Raw genomic sequence first — 23,456 nt, 5'->3', positions numbered from 1 at the left:
TAACTTAAACCGGCGATACATCTGTATGGCCGGTTTTTTCGTTTCCTGTGGCTAAAATACCGTTGTTTGTTTCCTATCTTTACGATACAAATCCTATCTTATGCGAATAGCATCATTGCTTGCCTTAAGTGCTCTGTTAGCCTCCTGTGGTAATACAGGAAAGAAAACGGATCAAACGGCCAAACTCAGTTTGGCATCACTTTATAATGCTGACTCGGTTAAATGGGTGGCGGCCAATTCCCCCGAGAAGAATAACGCAGCTGAGAAAGAATTTCTCAAGGCTATTGATGAATTCAGGAATAAGAAGAATGCTGCCGGCAGTATAGATAAGTTTACCAAATCTGTCCTCCTGCAACCCCAAGCCAAAACTTATTATGAGCTGGGAAATGCCCTGATGGAAACCCGTCAGCTGGCAGATGCTATACAAGCTTTTAATATGGCGGAACTGCTTGACTATAAGCCGATATCAAAATTGCTATATAATAAAGCCTGCGCTTACTCGCTGTCTAAAAAAACTGATTCCTGCCGCTATTATCTGATAGCCGCTATTGAATTTGGCTATAATAATATGAACAATGCGATGAAAGATCCTGACCTGAAATATTTCCGGGAAGAGGATTACAGCGCACAATCGCAAATACTCACCGCCTTCAGCGGAAGCGGAGAGCCGGGTAAGCTGGAATGGAATCTTTTTGCGAGACAATTCAAACAACTGCCTATGCCACTCACCATCGATAAGGCGTATGCAAAAGAACTAGGCAAGAATTTCATTTCATATGACTTTGAAATGTATGTGGCGGAAATGCGCGACTCCAAGTTTTCAAGAGATGTGGGCAGCTCCTTCTTTTATGTAGGTACAGTGAAAAAAGTGGATGCCTTTAAAACATTGATATACGCTGTAAACGATGAAGTTTCTGATGAGGGAAGTACAGAAGATGCCAATCATGCCTATTATTTTATGGCGAGCTATGATAACAGCGGGAAGCTTATAGATAAGTTGTTGGTAGCAGGACAGCCTAACTTCGATGCACCATACAGGGTGGCGACCATTGCTTCAAATACCGATTTTGAATTAACAGATTATAAAGTAGAGTACGAGAAGGATCCGGCAAAAGAAGGATTTATCAACAACCCGGAAAAATCCCGGACCGAAATAAAGAAGGCTAGCTACTACATTACTGAAGACGGCCACTTTGCTCCAAAGACCCAACAGCTGGCGCTCAATCGCTAGTTTAACTTACTTAACTGCGGCGTTTCTTTCGGGGAGGCCGCAGTTATTCCCATCTTTTTCATCAATATCCGCTTGATGATAAATTCTGCCACCAGTAAATTCAGCGTCCAGCTTAGCCAGGAAACTGTGATATAGGCAGTTACCGGCCGTAGCGGCATGTGCATCAGCCCGAGTAACAACGTATATAAGCGTAGGGTAAGTGCCGACAGGGTGAGTGCGTAACTCCGCAACATCCAGGTAAGATGTTCCGGCCAGCGACGCTGCACAGCCCGTACCCAGCCCATGATAGTAAACACTATCCAAAGGATAGCGAGTAGTACAAAGCTGATGCGTGCATATTTGCCGCCGTTAGCATACCAACCCATTACCAGCCCGGTGGGACCGCTGAGGCCAATTACCACTATCGCATAAATTTTTCCACTGAAACGATGCAGGCGGGGAAATTTATCCAGCAGGTATTTGCTAAACTGTGCCAGGCCGGTAACTAATACGGTAATGCTGACAAAAACGTGTACATAAAAGCTGATGCGCCAATGGCGGATGGGATATACACGTTGTTTGGTGATCAGAAAGTCGGTATATTTTTCAAATGCAGCATAGGGGATGGTTAGCAGGAGCATTAGCCATGCCCCATAAAGTATAATCATGGCCGTTAGTAACCATCCCGCTTTCCTGAATAATGTTTGCATAAATAATTATGGTCCCTGCACAAACTCCAGGGTATCGATCCTTATGCCATAGTCATATACCTGTGGGTCGTCTCCCTCTCCGTTTCTGTTTCTTAAAACGAAGGCAGGGGTATTACGTTCTTTAAATATGGTATTCTGTTCCCAGGAAATCTGGAAGGTGCTGTCATTCACCTTTTGATAAGTACCTCTAACCTTGATCATCTGTTTGGCGAAGGTAGAGTCGTTGATTTTTTCATAGTACTGCAACACGCAGCTGCCGTCCTGGCTAAAGGTAAGGTCGCTGCCTCCGCCCTGCATACCTATCAATATCGCGTTGAAGGTATTGCCAGACAGGCTGTAGCCGTTATTATCCGGTTCCCCGCTTCTTTTGAGCGTAAAAGATTTTTCTTTTGCTGATTTATCGTTAACGGGTGTCCAGGTGCCTTTGGCGCTATTGAAGAGATGATCGAAGGTAATAGCGAATTTACCATCAAACTGGTGGTCACCTGGTTCGCTTAAGGTTACGATCCAGTTGTCGTTATCTTTTTTCAATTCTCCCTGGAGGTTGCGGCGCAGGCCTTTATGCGTATTATATCCCCCTACTAATTTTCCGTTGAAAAAGTTGAGTGTGATATAAATGGGGCTATTGCCAAAATCGCCAGTATAGGTACTTACCAGGCGGTTCAACGAAGTATCATTATCCGTTTTTACGGCGGCATCGGTTGCTGTAGTGGCGCCGGGTTTACAGGCATACAATAGCAACAGTACAATGATGAGGTAACCGGTTAATCGTTTCACAGGTTTTTTTGTGTAAATATAATGAATGGAGGGCGTATCATTTTTTAAAGGAGACATCGATAACCAGCAGTTTGTTGATTTCGTCCGATATATGCCTTTGCAGTCCATTAAGTCGGATATAGTACCGGCTGATGGCAATGCGGGCCGGGGGCTGCGGGAAGCGGGTGAGTGGTGCAACCCTGGCATAGGCAGCAGGGGAAGCGTGTTGCTTTACATATCGTTGAAATAAAGACAGGCTTACAGGGGGGAACTGGGTACTTTCGTCTGCGCGGTATTTTCTGCAGACGAAGAAATTGCTGGCTTCTGCCGGCAGGCTTTCCCAGGGAGAGCGGTAATGTTTCCAATCGCGAAGGGGCTCGTCGCCAATGACCACGCTGGTTTCATATCGCTGTGAAACCTGTATCCGCAGGGTTTCGCCGGTGGTAACGGCCAGCATTTGCCCTTCGATGCTGTGTGAGGGAGCTAACCAGAAAAAAAGACTATCGGGATGACGCTCAAAGTCATTCCGCGCTGCATCTGGTTTAATCCAGTCCAATGAAAAATAGCAATTTCCGAAACGGATGTAGGTGGTGGTATCGCGGCTTACAACGCTTACTTCGTTGGACGCCACCTGTTCAGATGGCGCTGGCGGAGCAACCAGTTGCATCGTATCGATCTGCACTGGTTTTTCTTTTTCCGGTATAGCGGTGTGTTGGCATGCCGGCAACAACATCATGGATGTTGCTGCCATCAAAAAAATTATTTTCATGGTATACGGGATACTATAACGAACATCTGCAATTGAGTTTGTTTCCCCGTATGTCTGGAGCCAGTTATTCTGTATCTTCTATACCGGCGCTGGTATCTACTTTTCTGTTAAGGGCTTCCCACAATATGTCTTTTAATTCGCTGAGGCCTTGGTTGGTAACAGAAGAGATAAATACGTGTGGCACATCTTCCGGTAGTTCCGCTGATATAGCGGTTTTGAGCTCATCATCCAGCATATCGCTTTTACTGATGGCTAACAGGAACTGTTTATCCAGCAATTCGGGATTATACTGTTCCAGCTCATTCACGAGTACCTCAAAATCTTTGCGGTGGTCTGCGCTATCTGCTGGAATAAGGAATAATAATACGGCGTTTCTCTCAATATGTCTTAAAAATCGATGTCCTAATCCTTTTCCTTCGTGGGCACCTTCGATAATACCGGGTAAATCGGCGATACAGAAGGATTTGTTATCACGGTAGGCTACCATTCCCAGCTGGGGGGTGAGGGTGGTAAACGCGTAGTCGGCTACTTTAGGCTTGGCAGCTGTAATGGTAGACAGGAGCGTAGATTTACCGGCATTGGGAAACCCTACCAGTCCTACATCAGCCAGAACTTTCAGTTCCACAATTTTCCAGCCTTCCTGGCCCGGCATGCCCGGTTGAGCGTATTCTGGTGTTTGGTTGGTAGCAGATTTAAAGTAGGCATTGCCTTTTCCTCCTTGTCCGCCTGGAATCCAGATGATTTCCTGGCCGTGATGGAGAATTTCCGCTTCCACTTCGCCGGTTTCTTCATCCTTAGCCTGGGTACCCAATGGGACTTCGATAATGATATCCTTCCCAAAACGCCCGGTGCAGTTGTCGCCGCTGCCATTTTCTCCATCTTCTGCCAGCAGGTTTTTATGCCAGCGCAGGTGAAGGAGGGTCCACAACTGGGAGTTGCCTCTCAGGATAACGTGTCCGCCTCTGCCGCCGTCGCCACCATCAGGACCAGCCTGCGCATTAAATTTAGTACGCATAAAATGCATACTACCAGCACCGCCTTTCCCGGATTTACAAAATACACGGATATAATCTACGAAGTTCGCTTTTTCCACTATGCTTGAATTTTAAATACTGCTGTTTCTTCACAGCAGGCAAAAAATAAAACGCAAAGATCGTGAAGTTTAGGCTAATTAGCGCTACCTGGCGCCAAGAGCCGTACCTACAATCTTTGCGTTGTATAATAAAAATACTAAAAGTCGCTGTGAGCGCGGTTGCCCGCTGATAACTACACTCTTTCTCCTACCAGTTCATCCAATTCCTTTGACAGCAATTCGAAGACCTCCTCTTCTGTGCCATCGCCTTTCACCTTCTTGAATTTACCAAATTTGGCATAGTGATCAGCTACCGGAGCGGTTTTGTTGTGGTATTCCACGATACGTGCTTTTACTACTTCTTCAGAAGCATCGTCGCTACGACCGGAAGTTAAACCGCGGTTCAGTAAGCGCTTAATCAGTTCATCTTCCGGAACTTCGAGGGATAATACCACGGAGATAGCTGTTTTCTTCAATGTTAACAGCTTATCCAACGCCTCTGCCTGGGCAGTGGTACGTGGAAAACCGTCGAAAATGAAGCCACGTGATTCCGGGTTAGCTTCCAGTTTGGAACTGATCATGCCAATCACCACTTCATCAGGTACCAACAGGCCCTGGTCCATGAATTTCTTGGCCTCCAGCCCTAACGGAGTTTTATTACCAATCTCGCTGCGAAGTAAATCGCCGGTAGACAGATGAATAAGTCCATACTTCTGGATAATATTAGCACTTTGTGTACCCTTGCCGCTACCGGGAGGGCCAAATAAAATGAGATTGACCATGTTTTATTAAAATCTACTTTACTCGCAAGGCTGCAAATATAAGAAACAGTTGAATGTATTGGTAATTAAAATTACGATTGATTGAACTAAATGTAAATATTCTGACAAAATAGTAAACATATTTTAATTTTTAACCAGAATATCTAAATTATCTTCAATAGGGTATTCTAATTTAACAAAATCCTTCCTATCTAACAAAATCATATGGTTATTATTAGTAATTCTTTGATATTCAGCCCTGCTGCCCATGTTTTACGCCTGAATATTTGTAAGTTTATGACATGAGTAAAGTATTATTGGTTGCAGGACTTACGGGTTTATTAATGACCGGGAGCGCTATTTCTGCGCCCCATATATTTAAAGACAAGAAGAAACATAAAAAGGAAACTTCACGGGCTGTTACCCCTCCACAGGATCGTGCGGGACAATGGGCAGACAGCGTATTTCAATCACTCACTCCTGAAGAACGTATCGCCCAGCTGATCATGATCCGAGCGCATTCCAACCTGGGGCAGGACCATATTAACGCCGTAATAAAGGATATCCAGGACAATAAAGTAGGCGGGTTGATCTTTTTCCAGGGTGGCCCGGTAAGACAAGCCAACCTTACCAACTATTATCAGTCTATTTCAAAAGTACCACTACTGGTGGCTATTGACGGTGAATGGGGCCTCGGCATGCGCCTCGATAGCGTTATCTCCCTGCCACGCAATATGATGATAGGCGCGGTACAGGACAGTACGCTGGCCTACGATGCCGGAAAGATCATGGGCGAACAATGCAAGCGGCTGGGGATACACCTCGACTTCGCGCCAGACATGGATGTAAACAACAATCCCGCTAACCCTGTGATCAACGACCGCTCCTTTGGAGAAAATAAATACACCGTAGCCCGTATGGGCGTAGCTACCATCCGTGGTATGCAAGATGCTGGCGTGATGGCCTGCGCCAAGCATTTCCCCGGACATGGCGACACCAATGTAGATTCTCATCTCGACCTGCCCACTATCAATAAAACAAGGGCACAGCTGGATTCCCTTGAGCTATATCCCTTCCGGGAAGCCATCGCCGCTGGTGTCGGATCTATCATGATTGCCCATCTATATATACCCGCTATTGATAAGAAACCGAATACGCCTACCTCTATTTCTTACAATGCAGTTACAAAACTGCTTAAAAATGAACTGGGCTATAAAGGACTGATCGTTACTGACGCCCTCGAAATGAAGGGCATTGCTAAGTTCTACACAAAAGGCCAGGAATCGTTACAATCCCTGTTGGCGGGTAACGATCTGATGATATTGCCTTCTACCGCCGCCGGTAGTGTGGAAGCCATCAGGAAAGCCATCAAGGCCGGTAAAATTGACCAGGACGAAGTAAATGCGCGGGTAAAAAAAGTATTGAGGGCCAAATACAATCTTGGCTTGTGGAAACCGCAACATATAGATACCAACAACCTGGCAGCCGACCTGAACGCCGGAACAGATTCCTTGCGCAGGCGCATAGCGGAAGCCGCTATTACCCTGGTTCGTAATGATAAAAAATTGGTGCCGTTTTCTCCAGCTATGACCCAGCAAAAATTAGCGGTAATAGCCGTTGGCGCCGATGCCAGCAATACATTTCAGCAGGCGGTAAAAGCATATAAACCGGGTACAGATGTTTTTGTCTTTACTGCCCGCCAACCAATAGAGCACATTGCTGCCATTGTATCACGCATTCAGCGCGATTATCAGGCGGCCATTATCAGCCTGCACGACTATAGCCGCCGGCCGGCCAATAACTTTGGGCTTTCTCTGGCAGAACGTCTGATCGTCCGGCAGTTACAATCAGAAATGCCTACCGTCACAGTAGCTTTCGGAAATCCATATGCCCTTCAATATTTCTGTGATGCGTCCACCCTTGTTGCAGCTTATGAAGACGATAGTACTACTCAGCAAGTGGCTGCAGACCTGTTGTTCGGGAAGCTGGGGGCCTCTGGGAAATTGCCGGTGACAGTTTGCCCGGGCTTGCCCTCTGGCACCGGTATTACGTATCAGGTAAACCAATTTACTTCTCTACCGGAAACCACCCCTAAAGATGCCGGCATGGATGAACAAACGCTGGCGAAAATAGATGGTTATGCCAATGAAATGATTGCCCGCGGTGCCGCTCCTGGCGCCCAAGTGCTGGCCCTGAAGAATGGAAAAATTGTATATGACCGCTGCTTCGGTCATTACGAATATAATAAAGCAATACCGGTTTCTCCCCAGTCTATTTACGACCTGGCGTCAGTTACCAAAATATGCGCCACTACACTGGCGGTAATGCGCCTGTACGATGAAGGGCGGTTAAACCTGGATGCCACCCTGGGCGTATATCTTCCATCGGTATTGGGTACGGATAAGGCAGGGCTGCGTATCCGGGATATCCTGCTGCATCAGGCGGGCCTCGTGGCATTTATCCCATTTTATAAAGAAACCCTGTATCCCGATGGAGCTCCCGATACTATCCTGTATCATAAAATACCGGACCCTTCCCATACCGTCCGGGTAGCCGATAATATGTATATGGAAAATACTTACCGGGATAGCATCTGGAAGAAGATATTGGATAGCAAGTTATCTCCTCACCAGGGGTATGTATACAGCGACTGTGACTTTATTTTCCTGGGAAAAATCGTGGAACAGCTCACCGGGAAAAAATTAAATGAGTATGTAAAAGAAACTTTTTATGCTCCCATGGGATTGGCCACCACCGGCTTTTTGCCCAGGGAGCGTTTTTCGTTGTCCGAAATTGTACCTACTGAGCATGAATATACTTTCCGGATGCAACAGCTGAGAGGTGATGTGCATGATCCCGGCGCTGCTATGTTTGGCGGGGTATCGGGACATGCAGGGTTGTTTTCCAATGCACATGACCTGGGAGTAATTATGCAGATGCTGTTGAACAAGGGTAGTTTCAATGGCGTGCAATATATAAAGCCGGAAACAATCGCCCTGTTTACCGCTTATAACAGTAACATCAGTCGCCGTGGCCTGGGTTTTGACAAGCCTGAGAAAGACAATATAAGCAGGAGAGAGCCTTATCCGGCCAAAAGCGCATCGGCGGCTACCTTTGGCCATACGGGGTATACCGGCACCTGTGTATGGGCCGATCCGGAATCAGGCCTGGTATTTATATTCCTTAGCAACCGGGTATATCCTAACGGCGGCGCCAATACGAAATTATCAACATTACATATCCGGGAAAAGATGCTGGAAACCTTATACGAAGCGGCAGTGAAAAGGTAACGAGCATAAAGCAAAAAGCTATTAAAGCGAATGATCAGGGCGAATAATTAAAAATCGCTTGGTTCATTCGCTTTAATAGCTTTTTGTTTTATGCTTTACACTTTCTGCTTATTCGATAACAGAAACGTTCCTGTTGATCATTGTCTGGGTCTTGATAGCAATGGATTTTTCGGCCAACTTGGTTTTTCCACTTCTGATTTCGAAGGTATAATCTCCGTCTTCCAGGGAACCGAGATTATAGCGCGCTTCGAAGCGCAGGGTAGCTGGTAAGACTTCGCGGTGCAGTGTGTTGTTGAAATTGTCTTTTATATAAAGCGTCAGCTTATCATTTGAAGGATTGTCGACAGACAATTGAAATAACAGCTGATCTTTTTGTAGTTGCATAATGCGAACGTTAAAAGATTCTACCGGTGCTCCATTATCTACTGTTTTTTCATTTGCCATTCTGGATGTACTATAGGCAAATGTTTTTGTTTGTGCTGCTGCATGTAAAATTGGGAACATGATAGTAGCGAATAACAACAATGCTGCTTTGGGTGCTAAGAAAACAAAACGTAAATGTTTCATGACTATTTTTTTTATTTTGTTCGTCGTTTTTAAATGAGGGCGGTATTAGCTAATCGTGCCTTTATTATTTCACCGCAAATCTCCGACGTGTGAATTAACAGAACATTACGCCTTTGTTAAAATAATGTGAGAATTTAGCTGTCTTGTTCGCCATTCATTCCCTATTTTTGCACCGTTTATGGAAGCAATTACAATGAAAAGTAACCGCCCGGTGGCCATTTGGCTATATATAGGCGTGGGCATGTTGATCGTACAGGTTTTGCTGGGGGGAATTACCCGTTTAACCGGCTCGGGGTTATCCATTACAGAGTGGCAGCCGTTACTGGGAGCGTTTCCTCCTATGAACGAGGAGGCATGGCAGCGTGCATTCGATAATTATAAGCAGATTGGACAGTATCATTATATTAATAACCATTTCACGTTATCGGATTTCAAAGCCATTTATTTCTGGGAATGGTTGCATAGGGATTGGGCCCGGTTGATGGGATTTGTGTTTATTATCCCATTTATTTATTTCCTGGTTAAAAAGAAGATTAACAGAAGCATGGTCAACCCCATGATCATCTTATTTTTCCTTGGTGGCCTTCAGGGTGCTATCGGATGGATTATGGTGAAGAGCGGGCTCAACGAAGAAAATTTATATGTAAACCATATCCGCCTGGCTATTCATTTTATTTCTGCGCTGATATTGTTGTCGTACGTGTTTTGGTTTGCGCTGAAACTCAGCATTCGTCCGGTAGAAGTATTAAAGGTGCCTGTTTTACGTAAACTGAATTGCTGGCTGTTGGCCCTGTTAACTATCCAGCTGGTATACGGGGCTTTTATGGCGGGATTACACACAGCGTTGGTGGCCAATACCTGGCCTGATATCAATGGGGCCTGGATGCCGGCTGGAATGTTCTCCCAGGGCGGTTTCCTGACCGATATTGCACATAATCCCATCACGATTCAATTTATACACCGGGGCCTCGCCTATGGTATTACCATCTTGATTGGGCTCTGGTGGTGGAAAGCGGCGCAAACGCCTACCCATAGCCTGCTCCACGCCACCCGCTACCTCCCATTACTGCTGGTATTATTACAGGTATTGCTGGGTGTACTGACCCTATTAAACAGCCAGGTTAAAATTCCCATCAGCTATGGTATATTGCACCAGGCCGTAGGTATGTTGTTGTTACTGTCGCTGATCTGGACATATTACCTCAGTAGGGGTGATAATGCATCGCCGGAGTTAATATAGAAGCTATACAGAAACAAAATTCCTGTCTTCGTAAATCTGTAAATCCGTAAATTTTCCGTAGGTTTATTTGTAATAATCGTCTGATGAAGGTGAAGTTATTACTTATAAAAACTTACTATTCTTTCCCTATACAGCTGCTGCTGCTCCACTTCAGGAAGTACCAGATATTGCTTGTTTTTTGGGTAATTCTGTTTAGCACCATCAATGGAGGCTTTGCCAAGGTGTTTGGCGGTGATGCGCTGTACCTGGCGCCAGAATACCTGGGAAAGGTAAACTTCTACAGTACTACACTACTTGGGCTGGCTAACGGTATGTTTATCATGAGCTGGCAAATCACCACTTTCATCCTGCATACGGGGCGATTTAAATTTTTGGCTACTACTACCCAACCCTTTTTTAAGTATTGCCTCAATAATGGCATTATCCCATTATTATTTATCATCAGCCTACTCTTTCGGGGGTGGGAGTATCAACGGTACGAGCAACTGACCAGTATTCCGGATATTTTGTTGTTGGGAGAAGGGTATATCTGCGGGGTGCTATTGATCTTTTTTTTCTGTTTCTTTTACTTTTTTAACGCAGATAAAAATATCGGACGCCGACTGGAGAAGCGTTTCGGTAACCCCCGCAACTTCGTGCGGATGATCCTTAAGCCTACCCAGGAGCCCGATGAGAACGCCTTACCGGTACATAACTACTTCACTACGCCCTGGCGCGTCCGGCGGGCCCGGAATGTGGATCATTATAATAAACACTACCTGGACAGTATCCTTAAACAACACCACTTTGCTGCCATGATTACAGTGGGATGCTCGCTGATATTCCTGGTTATATTGGCCTACATGATGGATTACAATGTGTGCAGAATTCCTGCGGGCGCCAGCGTATTCATTTTCTTCGCTTTTCTGATAGGCGTGGCCGGCGCCTATTCCTATATGCTGCAAACCTGGTCTATTCCTATTTTGCTGGTGATGTTGTTCGGACTCAATTGGATGGTAGAACATAACTGGGTAGATAACCGTAACAAGGCCTATGGCCTTAACTACCATCAGCGGAAAGACCGCCCGGAATACAGTGTGGGAGCGTTGCAGCAGTTTTTTACCCTGCAAAAATATGAGGCGGACAAAGCCTCGACTATCCGGATTTTAGATAACTGGAGAAAGAAATTTCCCGCCGATAAAAAGCCTCCATTAATCGTAATGAATTTCAGCGGGGGCGGAAGTCGCTCTGCTACCTGGAGTGTTAATGTTTTGCAGCGGCTGGATAGCCTTTTGCAAGGCCGCTTAATGAAACACACTGTACTGATGACAGGTGCTTCCGGAGGCATGTTGGGGGCTACTTATTTCAGGGAGTTATACTACCGGCAGCAGCAGGGAAAACCGATACTCTTGGGCGATAGCAAATATGTTGAAAACGTATCGGACGATTTGCTGAATTCCGTTTTTACAGCTATGGCGGTAAATGATTTTATTACGCCCTGGCGAAGTTTCCGGATTGGTAAAAACCAGTACGCCAAAGACCGGGGATACGCTTTTGAAATGCAGCTGAACGAGCATACCGACAGCGTGATGGATAAAACCCTGAAGGATTACCGGGTTCCGGAAGCGAGCGCGGAAATTCCGATGCTGATTTGGAATGCTACAATAAATGCTGATGGACGCCGGTTGATGATTTCTCCACAGCCCGTAAGTTATTTGTGCAGCCCTGAATATTTGTACCCAACCCGTCAGGTGCGGGATATTGATGGGGTGGATTTTGCGCAGTATTTTGCTGCACAGGGGGCTATGGATCTGCGTGTCACCAGCGCGATCCGTATGTGTGCAACTTTTCCGTATGTATTACCCAATGCTTTTTTGCCCAGCAACCCCATTGTGGACGTAATGGATGCAGGAATCCGGGATAACTTTGGGCAGCAAACGACCCTGCGCTACTTATATACTTTTCGCAAGTGGATCGATGAAAATACGAGTGGGGTGGTGTACATACAGATCAGGGACACCCGTAAAAATGATATTTCTCCTATTAAGAAAACGAAGGACCTCAGCGACCTGCTTTTTGAACCACTGTTTACCATGCAACAGCACTGGAGCGCTATGCAGGACTTTGATCAGGATGGCTTACTGAATTATATGGAAGGGTATTTCCCCAATAAGTTTCACCGGGTAATTTTCCAGTATGTACCACAGAAACAAGATAAGGCGGCGGCATTATCCTGGCATCTTACTTCCAGGGAAAAGCTGGACATTGCCCATGCGCTGGACAATCCGGCCAATCAGAGCGCCCTGGAATATGTAGTTAAGCTCCTGCGGGAATAAGGCATTATTCCTGTAGAAATTTCAACAGGGGAGTAATAAATTTCGTGTATGCTTCGATGTGAGGGAGGTGACCTACTCCTTCAATAGAGACCAGGGTGGCGTGTGGAATTTTTTCAGCAGCTATTTTCCCCAATTCCGGGTAATTCCCCAATGTTTTCCGTACCTCTTCCGGTACATTGGCTTTTCCCAAAGCTGTGCGATCCCGTTGCCCGATAATCAGCAGGGTAGGAGCCTGTATGTTTGGGAATTCGTAGATCACAGGTTGTGTAAAGATCATATCGTAGGTAAGGGCGGAATTCCATGCTACGCGCGAATAATCGGGGTTGCTGATCCAGCTGGCCTGCAGCTGTGCCCATTTATCATAGGCAGCCGACCATTTGCCGGCGTAGTAGCTGTCCATCATATATTGTTTAATTTTTTCGTAGTTCTGTTGCAGCTCAGTCTTGTACCATTTATCTATGGATTGATAAGGTACTTTCACTTTCCAGTCTTCGAGGCCGATAGGGTTTTCCAGTATTAATTTTTCCGTTACTTGGGGATACAGCAGGGCAAAACGTACTGCCAGCATGCCTCCCATAGAATGTCCGAGAATAGCCGCTTTACTGATCTGAAGCGTATCCAGCAGGGCCTTGGTATTTTGAGCCAGTTGTTGAAAGGAATATTGGAAGCTGGCCGGTTTAGAAGATTTACCAAAGCCTATTTGATCAGGTATGATAACGCGATACCCGTTATTACTAAGATCGGCTGCGGTGCTGTCCCAATAAGCGCCACAGAAATTTTTCCCATGTAACAGCACCACTGTCTTGCCATTAGGTTTGGCTGGTTGTAGGTCCATATAGGCCATTTGCAGTGGTTGGCCCTGTATATGCAGCTGTAAATAATGTACAGGAAAAGGGTATTTATATTGAGAAAGGGTGATATCCTGGGCTGGTATCTGTTGTGCGTAGGTGGTACTTGTAAAGACGATGTTGACAAGAAGGAAGACCATGAAGTATAATTGCAGGCGCATGGTAAATGAGTGATGTGGTTAAAATGGAGTAAAGAGTTCAAAATTGACGCCACAACCGGTCTTAAATGCAATAGTCGCTTATGTTTAATTGTAAGTAATTGATTATTAGTAATTTGCATGGTTATAATCTGACATGACCAAATGATTACATTTATTTAAAACCCGTTTCCTTCATTCTCGTCAGGTTTTCGTACCTTTGCGCCTTCTTTTTGTAGCTATTAGCGTAAATTTTGTTAATGGCTGATAGCGAAAGACTTAAGTATATGAACATTCGTAATATCGCAATTATTGCACACGTAGACCATGGTAAAACTACCCTGGTTGACAAAATCCTTCATCAGACAAATGTGTTCCGAGCTAACCAGGAATCGGGAGAGCTGATCATGGATAGTAACGATCTTGAAAGAGAACGTGGTATCACCATATTCAGCAAGAACGCATCTGTTGAGTATAAGGGAACCAAGATCAATGTGATTGATACTCCGGGCCACGCCGACTTTGGTGGTGAGGTAGAGCGGGTATTGAAAATGGCTGATGGGGTTATCCTGCTGGTAGATGCCTTTGAAGGACCGATGCCACAAACCCGTTTTGTGTTGCAGAAAGCATTACAGCTGAACTTGAAACCTATTGTTGTAATCAATAAGGTAGATAAGGCTAACTGTCGTCCTGATGAAGTACATGATGCGGTTTTTGAATTGTTCTTTAACCTGGACGCTACAGAAGAGCAGTTGAACTTCCCAACATTTTATGGTTCCGGTAAAAATGGCTGGTTCAACAGTTCATTGGAACAGTGCGAAGATATTACTCCTCTGATGGATGGTATCCTGGAATATGTTCCAGAGCCAAAGACTCCGGAAGGTAACCTGCAGCTGCAGATCACCTCACTGGATTATTCTTCTTTCCTGGGTCGTATTGCGGTAGGTAAAGTATCGCGTGCTTCTATTGAAGAAGGACAGTGGATTACCCTGATGCAGGCAGATGGTACTGCCAAGAAGCAGAAAGTACGTGAACTGTACATCTTCGAAGCATTGGGAAAGAGAAAAGTACAGAAAGTATTTGCCGGTGATATCTGCGCAGTAGTAGGTATTGAAGGTTTTAATATTGGTGACACCATTGCGGATGCAGAAACTCCTGAAGCATTACCGGTTATCAGCGTGGATGAGCCTACCATGAACATGTTGTTTGGTATCAACAATTCTCCGTTCTTTGGTAAAGATGGTAAGTTTGTTACTTCCCGCCACCTGCGTGACCGCCTGGTAAAAGAAACTGAAAAGAATCTGGCGCTGCGTGTAATGGATTCCGACAGTGCGGATAGCTTTATGGTATATGGCCGTGGTATCCTGCACTTAGGTGTATTGATTGAAACCATGCGTCGTGAAGGGTACGAATTAACTGTTGGTCAGCCACAGGTAATCGTAAAGCATATTGATGGTAAAAAATGCGAGCCGTACGAAACCTTGGTGGTAGATGTTCCGCAGGATTTTGCCAGCAAGGTAATTGACCTGGTAACGCGTCGTAAGGGTGAAATGCTGATCATGGAAACCAAAGGTGAAATGCAACACCTGGAATTTGAAATTCCTTCCCGCGGTTTGATCGGTTTACGTACACAGATGCTGACTGCAACAGCTGGTGAGGCTGTAATGGCGCACCGCTTCAATGACTATAAACAATGGAAAGGTGCGATTCCTGGCCGTAACAATGGTGTATTGATTGCGAAAGAAGCAGGTACTACTACCGCTTACTCTCTTGACAAACTGCAGGATAGGGGTTCTTTCTTTGTAGATCCGGGAGAAGAAGTATACAAGGGTATGATCATTGGAGAAAACAACAAGCCAGGTGACCTGGTCGTAAATCCAAATGAAGGTAAGAAACTGACCAACATGCGTGCAAGTGGAACAGATGGTGCCGCTAATATTGCACCTAAGATCCTGATGACATTGGAAGAATGTATGGAGTATATCCAACATGATGAGTGTATCGAAGTAACGCCTAACTTTATCCGTATGCGTAAAACCATCCTGGATGAAGAAGAACGTAAGAGAACTGCTAAGAGCATGAAAGCGGAAGCTTAATTGTTCAGGTAAGATAACTAGTGAAAAAATAAGAACCCGCTCTGGTAAACAGAGCGGGTTCTTATTTTTCGGGGTTAAGGGTCAAATAAAATCCCCGCCCAGGATAAGGCAGGGATGTGCATACTAACCCAATGCTTACTAAAACTAAAACTAACTTTGAGTATATTAAATACTAAGATCTTTTTATACTTCAGCAAAAATTCAAAGACAACGCTGGCTTATTCAGCATCCAGTTTTTCCTGGATTTTCACTTTGATTTTTGTTTCGATTTCTGCTGCCAGTTCCGGATTATCGATCAGCAGTTGTTTTACTGCATCGCGGCCCTGACCTAATTTATTGCTATCGTAGCTAAACCAGCTACCGCTCTTCTGGACAACACCATATTCAACACCCATATCGATCACTTCACCCATTTTAGAGATACCTTGACCATACACGATATCAAATTCTGCCTGGCGGAATGGTGGAGCTACTTTGTTTTTCACCACTTTCACTTTCACACGGTTACCTACGGCTTCATCACCATCTTTAATCTGGCTCATGCGGCGGATATCCAGTCTTACAGAAGCATAGAATTTCAGGGCATTACCACCGGTAGTTGTTTCCGGGTTACCAAACATTACCCCGATTTTTTCACGCAGCTGGTTGATAAAGATGCAGCAGCAGTTGGTTTTGGCGATGGTGGCAGTTAATTTACGCAGTGCCTGTGACATCAAACGGGCTTGTAATCCCATTTTGCTTTCACCCATTTCACCTTCCAGCTCGCTCTTTGGTACCAGGGCAGCCACAGAGTCTATTACAACTACATCTACTGCTCCGGAAAGAATCAGGCGATCTGCGATTTCCAGCGCCTGTTCACCATGGTCTGGTTGTGAAATCAACAGGGAATCTACGTCCACTCCCAGTCTTCTGGCGTAGCTGCTGTCAAAAGCATGTTCCGCGTCTATAATGGCGCAAATGCCACCTTTTTTCTGTGCTTCTGCAATTGTATGTATAGCGATGGTTGTTTTACCGGAAGACTCAGGTCCATATATTTCAATGATTCTTCCTTTTGGTAAACCACCCACTCCAAGCGCAATATCAAGACCCAGAGAACCTGTGGAAATCACTTCCATTGGTGCTTCTGCTTTTTCACCCATCATCATCACGGATCCCTTGCCGAAATCCTTTTCTATCTTGTCCATTGTGAGGCGCAGGGCCTTCAGTTTTTCTGCATTGGCTGTAGACATATCATTAATGTTTTTACAAATTTAAAAGATAGCTGATCACAATTAGAAAGCAAATCAATTGGATTGCTAAGTTATAACTAATTTTTTATTTTCCTAAATATTTTAGCAATTTCTTTTAAATGCTAAATAAAATAGTATTCTCTTTTTGTCGTTATGCCCGTTTTTACAGGGTTTGATCGTAACGACATAACAAAGATGCGAAACCAATACGCATTGAATATGCGTAACAACAAAATGCGTTAAAAATTTTTGCGGGGTATGAGAATTCTACTGCATTTTTAAAAAGCGTAGTTATACGCTTGAGTATAAGCCGGGAATGTATGACTTTTGTATTGTCAAGTTTAGTTGTTAAAGTTAATCCCCTTTTGTTTGTTAAGGTTGTTTGTTAACCTGCCTTGCGGCCTTACATCCAGTGTGAGTAGGTAATAGTGAAGAGGTCTGGTTTACCCCAAAAAGTTTTATTCGCCATTCTGAAATTTGTTTACCCCTGTTTCCGGTCAGATTTACCGATGCTACAGAGGAAATCCGGCTGGAAACAGGGCCCCGAAAAGGGCACCTCTTTATTTCACCAGTATCAGGCAGGCAGCCAGCTGGCAAACAACCCCAATCAGCAAACCTATATAAATTTCCCGGGGAGTATGCGCCTGTAGCACCATCCGGGCTGTGGCCACCACCGCAGTTACGAAAAAGGTAATCACCAGCGGCACTGACACATTCATGTGCATACCCCAGGCGAGCGATAGCAAAAATCCAATTACACCGCCCCAGCCGACGGTATGCATGCTGGTCTTTATAAAGTTATTGGTAATAAAAGCGATAGAAATACTCAGGAAAACACCCAGGAAAAAGGCGGTATAAAACTTCGGCGCCCGTCCTTCTTGTAGAAAGGTATAGAATGCCCAGAAGTAGTAGGTGATCATCGCTACATAAGGAATGATCCGGTCGCGCTGGGTCTTCATATATATAGAAGAAACAAACTTCAGCGCCTTGGCCAGCAGCAGCGTTAATACCGGAAAACCGATACTGATGATCGCTACCCGGAAATACAGCATATCAAAAGCGAAGCGCTTACTCAGCGGCTTAAATGCTACCATATACTCGGGAATAGACGTCAATATCAGGAAGGTAACCAGCAAAGGAATGAACAGCGGATGCGAGATATAGGAAATAGCCTGTGCGAGGGATCGCATACCAGGTGAAAATTCCGGCGCTTCGTGTAAGTTCCCGTTCCGGTCTAAAACTGCATGTTCTTGCATGGTATGGTGCTTATAATTCTTTACGTAAACGGGCTACCGGAATATTGAGTTGTTCCCTGTACTTGGCCACCGTACGGCGGGCAATATTGTATCCCTTGTCCTGCAACATCTTCGTCAGATTCTCATCACTCAAAGGCTTACGTTTATTTTCCGCCTCTATTAGGTCTGATAAAATCTTCTTCACCTCCCGGGTGGATACTTCCTCACCACTGTCGGTTGACAGGGACTCAGAGAAGAAAAATTTCAGTTTAAAGGTACCAAACTCCGTTTGTACATATTTACTGTTGGCCACCCGGCTAACAGTAGAAATATCGAGTTGTGTACGGTCGGCGATATCTTTCAGAATCATTGGCTTCATGGTGGTTTCATCCCCGGTGAGGAAAAATTCCCGCTGATAATCCATAATAGATTCCATGGTGGAAAGGAGCGTATGTTGCCGCTGTTTGATGGCGTCTATAAACCATTTGGCGGCATCTATCTTTTGCTTGATAAAGAGTACTGCTTCTTTCTGGCGCTTATCTTTTTTGTCGCCCCGGTCGTACTCCTTCAGCATTTCGCGGTATCCGCCGGAAATACGGAGGTCGGGAGCATTACGGGAGTTTAGCGTCAGCTCCAGTTTGCCGGCATTGTTGAGGATAAAAAAGTCGGGGAGCACATAGCTTTCTGCTTTATTCAGGGTGGCAAAATTACCCCCTGGTTTAGGCGTAAGCCTGATAATCTGTGTGATAGCTTCTTTCAGGCCTTCATCCGTTAAGCTCAGCGCCTTTTGTATCTTCTCGTAATGCTTCTTGGTAAATTCATCGAAGTAGTTTTCCAGGATCTGGTAGGCATTATATACACCTGGATCTTCCTGTGACTTGCGTTTCAGCTGCAATAACAGGCATTCTTTCAGATCGGTAGCACAAACGCCGGCCGGATCGAAATCCTGTATCTTTTTAATCAGCAATGCAATCTCTTCTTCTGTAGTGTCGATATTCTGTGAAAATGACAGGTCATCCACCATAGAGCTGATTTCCCTGCGCAGGTAACCGTCGTCGTCTATACTGCCAATGATATGTTCTGCAATGGCGTTCTGGTGCTCATCGAGTTCCAGCATGCCGAGTTGACTGAGTAAGTGTTCATGAAAAGAAGTTTCCACCCGGATCGGAATGGTTTTGTTACTTTCATCAGGATCGGGATAATTATCATCGCGTAGTTTATAGTCGGCCACGTCATCATCTCCCTCACTTACATATTCAGAAATATCTATATTGTCATATTCGTTTTCACTGCCGTCGGGTTCAAATTCATCTTCTTCGGAAGGAGTTTCATATTCTTCCTGTTCTTTGAATTCGTCTTCCCCGGCTTCTTCCCCATACTCCAGGGCGGGATTTTCCTCCAGCTCTTCTTTAATTCTCTCTTCCAGGTTTACAGTAGGTACCTGCAGCAATTTCATGAGTTGAATTTGCTGAGGTGAAAGCTTCTGTAATAATTTCTGCTGTTGTGTCTGCTTTAACATAATTGTTCCCTAATAGGGCAAAATTAATAAGTCTAAGGTTAACAGAGCCCTAAGCTTTCGCTTTCTACAGGTCTAACTCCAATTGCTCTGGTAACAAGCGAAATGATTTCCGGTGGAAAGGCGTTTCACCAAACTCACGTAAGGCATCCCGGTGTTGTTTGGTAGGATACCCCTTATTTACATCCCAGCCGAAATGCGGATAGTCGCCGTGTAACTGTTGCATATATTCATCCCGGTAGGTTTTTGCCAGGATGGACGCTGCTGCAATAGAGGCATATTTTCCATCGCCCTGGATAATACAGGCGTGGGGCGTACTGCCGTAGGCATAAAAGCGATTTCCATCTACCAGGATAAATTCGGGTTGTTGTTGCAGCTTTTCCAATGCCAGGTGCATGGCCTTGAAAGAGGCTTTTAATATATTTATCTTGTCAATTTCTATATTATCTACACTGGCAACGGCATAACAGATGGCTTTTTTTTCAATCACCGGTCTAAGGATATCCCGGTCAGATGCCTTCAACTGTTTAGAATCGTTGAGCAGCGGATGACGGAAATCCTTCGGCAATATAACGGCTGCCGCAAACACAGGACCCGCGAGGCATCCCCTTCCGGCTTCATCACAGCCGGCTTCTGTTAATAATTCCTGATAGTAAGAAAGTAACAAATCAAATCTATTAATCCGGGTAAAATTACAAGATTAATGTTCACGGAACAAGGATTACCGAATTTTGAAGATATACCGCAGTATTCTTTAATCCTTTTTAAACAGATCTTTAAAATCCTGTTTGAAATCTGTCCACTCTTTGTCCGATTTTTTCATCAGTTGATCCACAGCTGTACGCGTACTGTCCCATTTTTCCGCACTACTGCTTTTTACATCTTCCAGCTTCCTGTTCATCTCCGCTTTTAATGCTCCCAGCTTTCTGCGGGCCGACTTGCTTTTTTCATCCCCCTCTTTTTTCAACTCCTCAGATGTCTGATCTATTTCCTTGATCCGTTCCCGGATGGCCTCTGCTGCCTGGTCTTTCTGTTCAGACAGGTAATCGCCGGTACTATTGGCGGCGGATTTAATGTCTTCCGTCGCACTTTTGATGTTTTCTTTTACTTCTTCTTTCTTCTCTTGTTGCTGGCTGCTTTCGTTGCAGGCAAAAAATGCAGCCAGGCCCAGTATTAAGAATATCTTTTTCATATCATCACTCTTTTTAAATGAAACAAATAATTGGCATGGCCGTCAGGCTGTTCCCCTTAAGCAAATCATATTCCAGTTTTTCTTTCAGGCGCTATTATATAAAAATAATTATTATATATGTGGGCGGACCTGCCGATCCCTGCCCAATAGGAAAAAAATAGGTAGGTTTGAGGTCCTAAAAAACAAAACCTGATTTAATATGAGAAAAAAATTACTGGTTTTGCTCTTGCTGTTTAGCGTATCTGTCAAGTGGGCTAAAGCAGATGAGGGCATGTGGTTACCTTATTTACTGGGGCAACAAACATACAACGACATGGTAAAGCGTGGATTAAAGCTTACCAAAGAACAGTTGTACAGCATCAACAAAGCTTCCCTTAAAGATGCCATTGTTATTTTTGGCGGTGGTTGCACCGGAGAAATTGTAAGCAACGAAGGCCTTATTTTTACCAACCATCACTGCGGCTATGGCGCCATTGCCGCAGCCAGCTCTGTAGAGCATAACTACCTGAAAAACGGATTTTACGCTAAAAATAAACAGGAAGAAATTGCCTCTTCCCAGCTCTCTGTACAATTCCTGGTCAGAGTGGAGGATGTGAGCAAAGAAGTGGAAGATGCTCTGAAAGGCCTCGATGGCTCGGATAGAGCCAAGAAGGAACAACAGGTATACGGCGATATCATCTCTAAAACTACCGCTAATACCGGCTACGAAGCTAAAGTGGTGCCTATGTTCAAAGGTAACCAGTACCTGCTGTTTGTATATGAGCGCTATAAAGACATCCGTCTCGTAGGTACGCCTCCTGAAAGTGTGGGTAAATTCGGCGGAGATACCGATAACTGGGAATGGCCCCGTCATACCGGCGACTTTTCCATCTTCCGCGTATATACCGGGAAAGATGGTAAGCCAGCGCCTTATGCGGCCGACAACGTGCCCCTGAAACCCAAGCACTTCCTGCCGGTATCTATCAAAGGCGTGAAGGAAAACGATTATGCTATGATCTTTGGTTATCCCGGCGGTACCAACCGTTACGAAACCTCTTATGGCATACAACTGAAAACCAGCATTGAAAACCCTTACCTGGTAAACCTGCGCGATGTTAGGCTGAAAGCCATGTTTGAACAGATGAAGAAAGACCCTGCGGTAAAACTGCAGTTGGCTTCTTCTTACGCCGGTATCGCCAACTACTGGAAATTCTTTGATGGCGAAACCAAACAACTGGAAAAACATGGTGTACTGGCCGATAAACAAAAACAGGAGGCCGCTTTTGCTAAATGGGCACAAGACAAACCCGAATTTGCCAACGTACTGAAAGATTACGAAGCCACTTATAAAGCATGGACTCCTTACGCCAAACAACGCGTATATCTGAATGAAGGTATCCTAGGTTCCCCGCTGACATCTTTTGCAGGTTCCCTCATGGGTGTGGAAAGGGCACTGGTAACGCCAGGCGCTCCTAAAGACGCCGTGAAACAGGCCATAGAAGCGGCAGACAAAGCCCGCACGGCTTTCCTGGAAGGCGAAAACAAACCCAGCGACCAGAAAATCCTGGCAGCTACCTGCCATATGTATTACACCGACATCGCTAAAGACCAGCCGCCAGCGGGTTTCTATGAAGCGCTGAAAGCTAAATATGGCAGCCTGGATGAAGACAATACATATCGTACCTGGGCCACCGGCGTAATGAGCAATACCATGATTTTTGACGATGCCAAATGGAAAGCATTCGTAGCCAATCCAGATGCAGTAACCCTGCAGAACGATCCGGCTTTCGCATACGCCAGCACATTTATCAAAAATTATGTGGGTAAATACCTGCCGCTGTATACCCAGTTTAATACCAAAATAAATGACCTGGGCCGCACTTACCTGAAAGGCGTTATGCAGATGAATCCCAACGCCAACAGGTACCCTGATGCAAACTTTACCATGCGCTTATCTTATGGCCAGGTGAAACCATACTCTCCCCGCGATGCGGTACATTACGATTACGTAACTACGATGAAAGGCGTGATCGAGAAATATGTTCCCGGAGATTATGAATTTGATCTGCCGGCTAACTATGTGGATCTGTATAACAAAAAAGATTTTGGTCAGTATAAAGATGCTAAACGCAACGATATCGTAGTTGGTTTTATTACCACTAACGACATTACCGGTGGTAACTCAGGATCTCCTGTTATCAACGCCAACGGCGAACTAATAGGCCTGGCCTTCGATGGTAACTACGAAGCACTGAGCCACAAAATCCAGTTCGACTCTGAATTCAATCGTACTATCTGCGTGGATGTACGCTATGTATTATGGTGCATTGAAAAACTGGGCGGTGCAAAAAATATCATCAATGAGCTGAAGCTGATAAAATAAAGCTGAAAGCTTAAAGCAGAAGGCGGGGCTGACCAAAAAGTAAAATAAGGCTTTTTGGTCGGCCTTTTTTTTAAGTGATAAATTTTCAGCTTTTAGATCTTGATTTGATTGTCGGGATGTTTAAATGTCTAAAAGTGTGATTTTAGGACAG

Annotated in this window: 18 protein-coding genes; 6 read left to right on the top strand and 12 right to left on the bottom strand. The window is 44.9% G+C overall.

The genetic code is table 11. The features are described from left to right. Positions 1-100: 100 nt before the first annotated feature. Positions 101-1,231, top strand: a complete 1,131-nt coding sequence (locus tag HGH90_RS30735) for a TPR end-of-group domain-containing protein (RefSeq protein WP_168765041.1) — start codon at positions 101-103, stop codon at positions 1,229-1,231. Here HGH90_RS30735 and HGH90_RS30730 read toward each other — a convergent pair. From HGH90_RS30730 to HGH90_RS30710, 5 genes are all read right to left on the bottom strand, one after another. Then, on the bottom strand, positions 1,228-1,920 hold the full coding sequence (locus tag HGH90_RS30730; RefSeq protein ID WP_168765042.1) for a DUF2306 domain-containing protein: 693 nt from the start codon (positions 1,918-1,920) through the stop codon (positions 1,228-1,230). The genes HGH90_RS30735 and HGH90_RS30730 overlap by 4 nt on opposite strands. Positions 1,921-1,926: 6 nt before the next feature. Next, entirely contained in the window at positions 1,927-2,697 is a 771-nt protein-coding gene (locus HGH90_RS30725; RefSeq protein WP_168765043.1) for a hypothetical protein, read from the bottom strand. 37 nt (positions 2,698-2,734) lie between these two features. Continuing rightward, the gene (locus HGH90_RS30720; protein WP_168765044.1) at positions 2,735-3,427 is read right to left on the bottom strand and encodes a hypothetical protein; all 693 of its coding nucleotides are present in this window, start codon (positions 3,425-3,427) and stop codon (positions 2,735-2,737) included. Between the two features lie 82 nt (positions 3,428-3,509). Then, positions 3,510-4,538, bottom strand: a complete 1,029-nt coding sequence (gene obgE / locus HGH90_RS30715) for a GTPase ObgE (protein ID WP_317166195.1) — start codon at positions 4,536-4,538, stop codon at positions 3,510-3,512. A 173-nt stretch (positions 4,539-4,711) separates the two neighbouring features. Then, entirely contained in the window at positions 4,712-5,299 is a 588-nt protein-coding gene (locus HGH90_RS30710) for an adenylate kinase (RefSeq protein WP_169192731.1), read from the bottom strand. Between the two features lie 281 nt (positions 5,300-5,580). On the opposite strand from HGH90_RS30710, the gene HGH90_RS30705 reads away from it, so the two are divergent. Continuing rightward, positions 5,581-8,568 carry a glycoside hydrolase family 3 N-terminal domain-containing protein gene (locus tag HGH90_RS30705; protein WP_169192730.1) on the top strand — a complete coding sequence of 996 codons (2,988 nt, stop codon included), beginning with the start codon at positions 5,581-5,583 and terminating at the stop codon, positions 8,566-8,568. Between the two features lie 108 nt (positions 8,569-8,676). Here the strand turns inward: HGH90_RS30705 and HGH90_RS30700 are convergent, their stop codons facing one another. After that, positions 8,677-9,135 (bottom strand): hypothetical protein, encoded by a 459-nt coding sequence (locus tag HGH90_RS30700; RefSeq protein WP_169192729.1) that lies wholly within the window; start codon positions 9,133-9,135, stop codon positions 8,677-8,679. Positions 9,136-9,313: 178 nt separating this feature from the next. On the opposite strand from HGH90_RS30700, the gene HGH90_RS30695 reads away from it, so the two are divergent. Both HGH90_RS30695 and HGH90_RS30690 read left to right on the top strand, forming a co-directional pair. Further along, positions 9,314-10,375 carry a COX15/CtaA family protein gene (locus HGH90_RS30695; RefSeq protein ID WP_169192728.1) on the top strand — a complete coding sequence of 354 codons (1,062 nt, stop codon included), beginning with the start codon at positions 9,314-9,316 and terminating at the stop codon, positions 10,373-10,375. A gap of 83 nt (positions 10,376-10,458) precedes the next feature. After that, entirely contained in the window at positions 10,459-12,690 is a 2,232-nt protein-coding gene (locus HGH90_RS30690) for a patatin-like phospholipase family protein (RefSeq protein WP_169192727.1), read from the top strand. 4 nt (positions 12,691-12,694) lie between these two features. Here the strand turns inward: HGH90_RS30690 and HGH90_RS30685 are convergent, their stop codons facing one another. Next, positions 12,695-13,699, bottom strand: coding sequence for an alpha/beta fold hydrolase (locus tag HGH90_RS30685; RefSeq protein WP_169192726.1), 1,005 nt, complete (start codon positions 13,697-13,699; stop codon positions 12,695-12,697). Positions 13,700-13,962: 263 nt separating this feature from the next. Here HGH90_RS30685 and typA point away from each other — a divergent pair, with 263 nt between their 5' ends. Continuing rightward, positions 13,963-15,771, top strand: a complete 1,809-nt coding sequence (typA, locus tag HGH90_RS30680; RefSeq protein WP_169192725.1) for a translational GTPase TypA — start codon at positions 13,963-13,965, stop codon at positions 15,769-15,771. A gap of 218 nt (positions 15,772-15,989) precedes the next feature. Here typA and recA read toward each other — a convergent pair whose 3' ends face one another. The 5 genes from recA to HGH90_RS30655 all read right to left on the bottom strand — a co-directional run bounded on the left by recA (position 15,990) and on the right by HGH90_RS30655 (position 20,943). Beyond that, a complete protein-coding gene (recA, locus tag HGH90_RS30675; RefSeq protein WP_168765050.1) occupies positions 15,990-17,000 on the bottom strand; it encodes a recombinase RecA in 1,011 nt (336 codons plus the stop codon). Between the two features lie 560 nt (positions 17,001-17,560). Further along, complete coding sequence (locus HGH90_RS30670) at positions 17,561-18,256, bottom strand: hypothetical protein (protein ID WP_168765051.1); 696 nt, start codon at positions 18,254-18,256, stop codon at positions 17,561-17,563. A gap of 10 nt (positions 18,257-18,266) precedes the next feature. Beyond that, complete coding sequence (rpoN, locus tag HGH90_RS30665; RefSeq protein ID WP_247679919.1) at positions 18,267-19,691, bottom strand: RNA polymerase factor sigma-54; 1,425 nt, start codon at positions 19,689-19,691, stop codon at positions 18,267-18,269. Between the two features lie 127 nt (positions 19,692-19,818). Continuing rightward, complete coding sequence (locus HGH90_RS30660) at positions 19,819-20,418, bottom strand: ribonuclease HII (RefSeq protein ID WP_168765053.1); 600 nt, start codon at positions 20,416-20,418, stop codon at positions 19,819-19,821. Positions 20,419-20,505: 87 nt separating this feature from the next. Continuing rightward, positions 20,506-20,943 carry a hypothetical protein gene (locus tag HGH90_RS30655; RefSeq protein ID WP_168765054.1) on the bottom strand — a complete coding sequence of 146 codons (438 nt, stop codon included), beginning with the start codon at positions 20,941-20,943 and terminating at the stop codon, positions 20,506-20,508. A gap of 199 nt (positions 20,944-21,142) precedes the next feature. Here HGH90_RS30655 and HGH90_RS30650 point away from each other — a divergent pair, with 199 nt between their 5' ends. Beyond that, positions 21,143-23,305, top strand: coding sequence for a S46 family peptidase (locus HGH90_RS30650; RefSeq protein ID WP_169192724.1), 2,163 nt, complete (start codon positions 21,143-21,145; stop codon positions 23,303-23,305). Positions 23,306-23,456: the final 151 nt, after the last annotated feature.

The sequence above is a fragment of the Chitinophaga sp. Ak27 genome (genome assembly GCF_012726295.1).
Taxonomy (GTDB): domain Bacteria; phylum Bacteroidota; class Bacteroidia; order Chitinophagales; family Chitinophagaceae; genus Chitinophaga.
The sequence above is the reverse complement of the archived record's forward strand: the minus strand, read 5'-3'. Positions and strand labels throughout refer to the sequence as shown.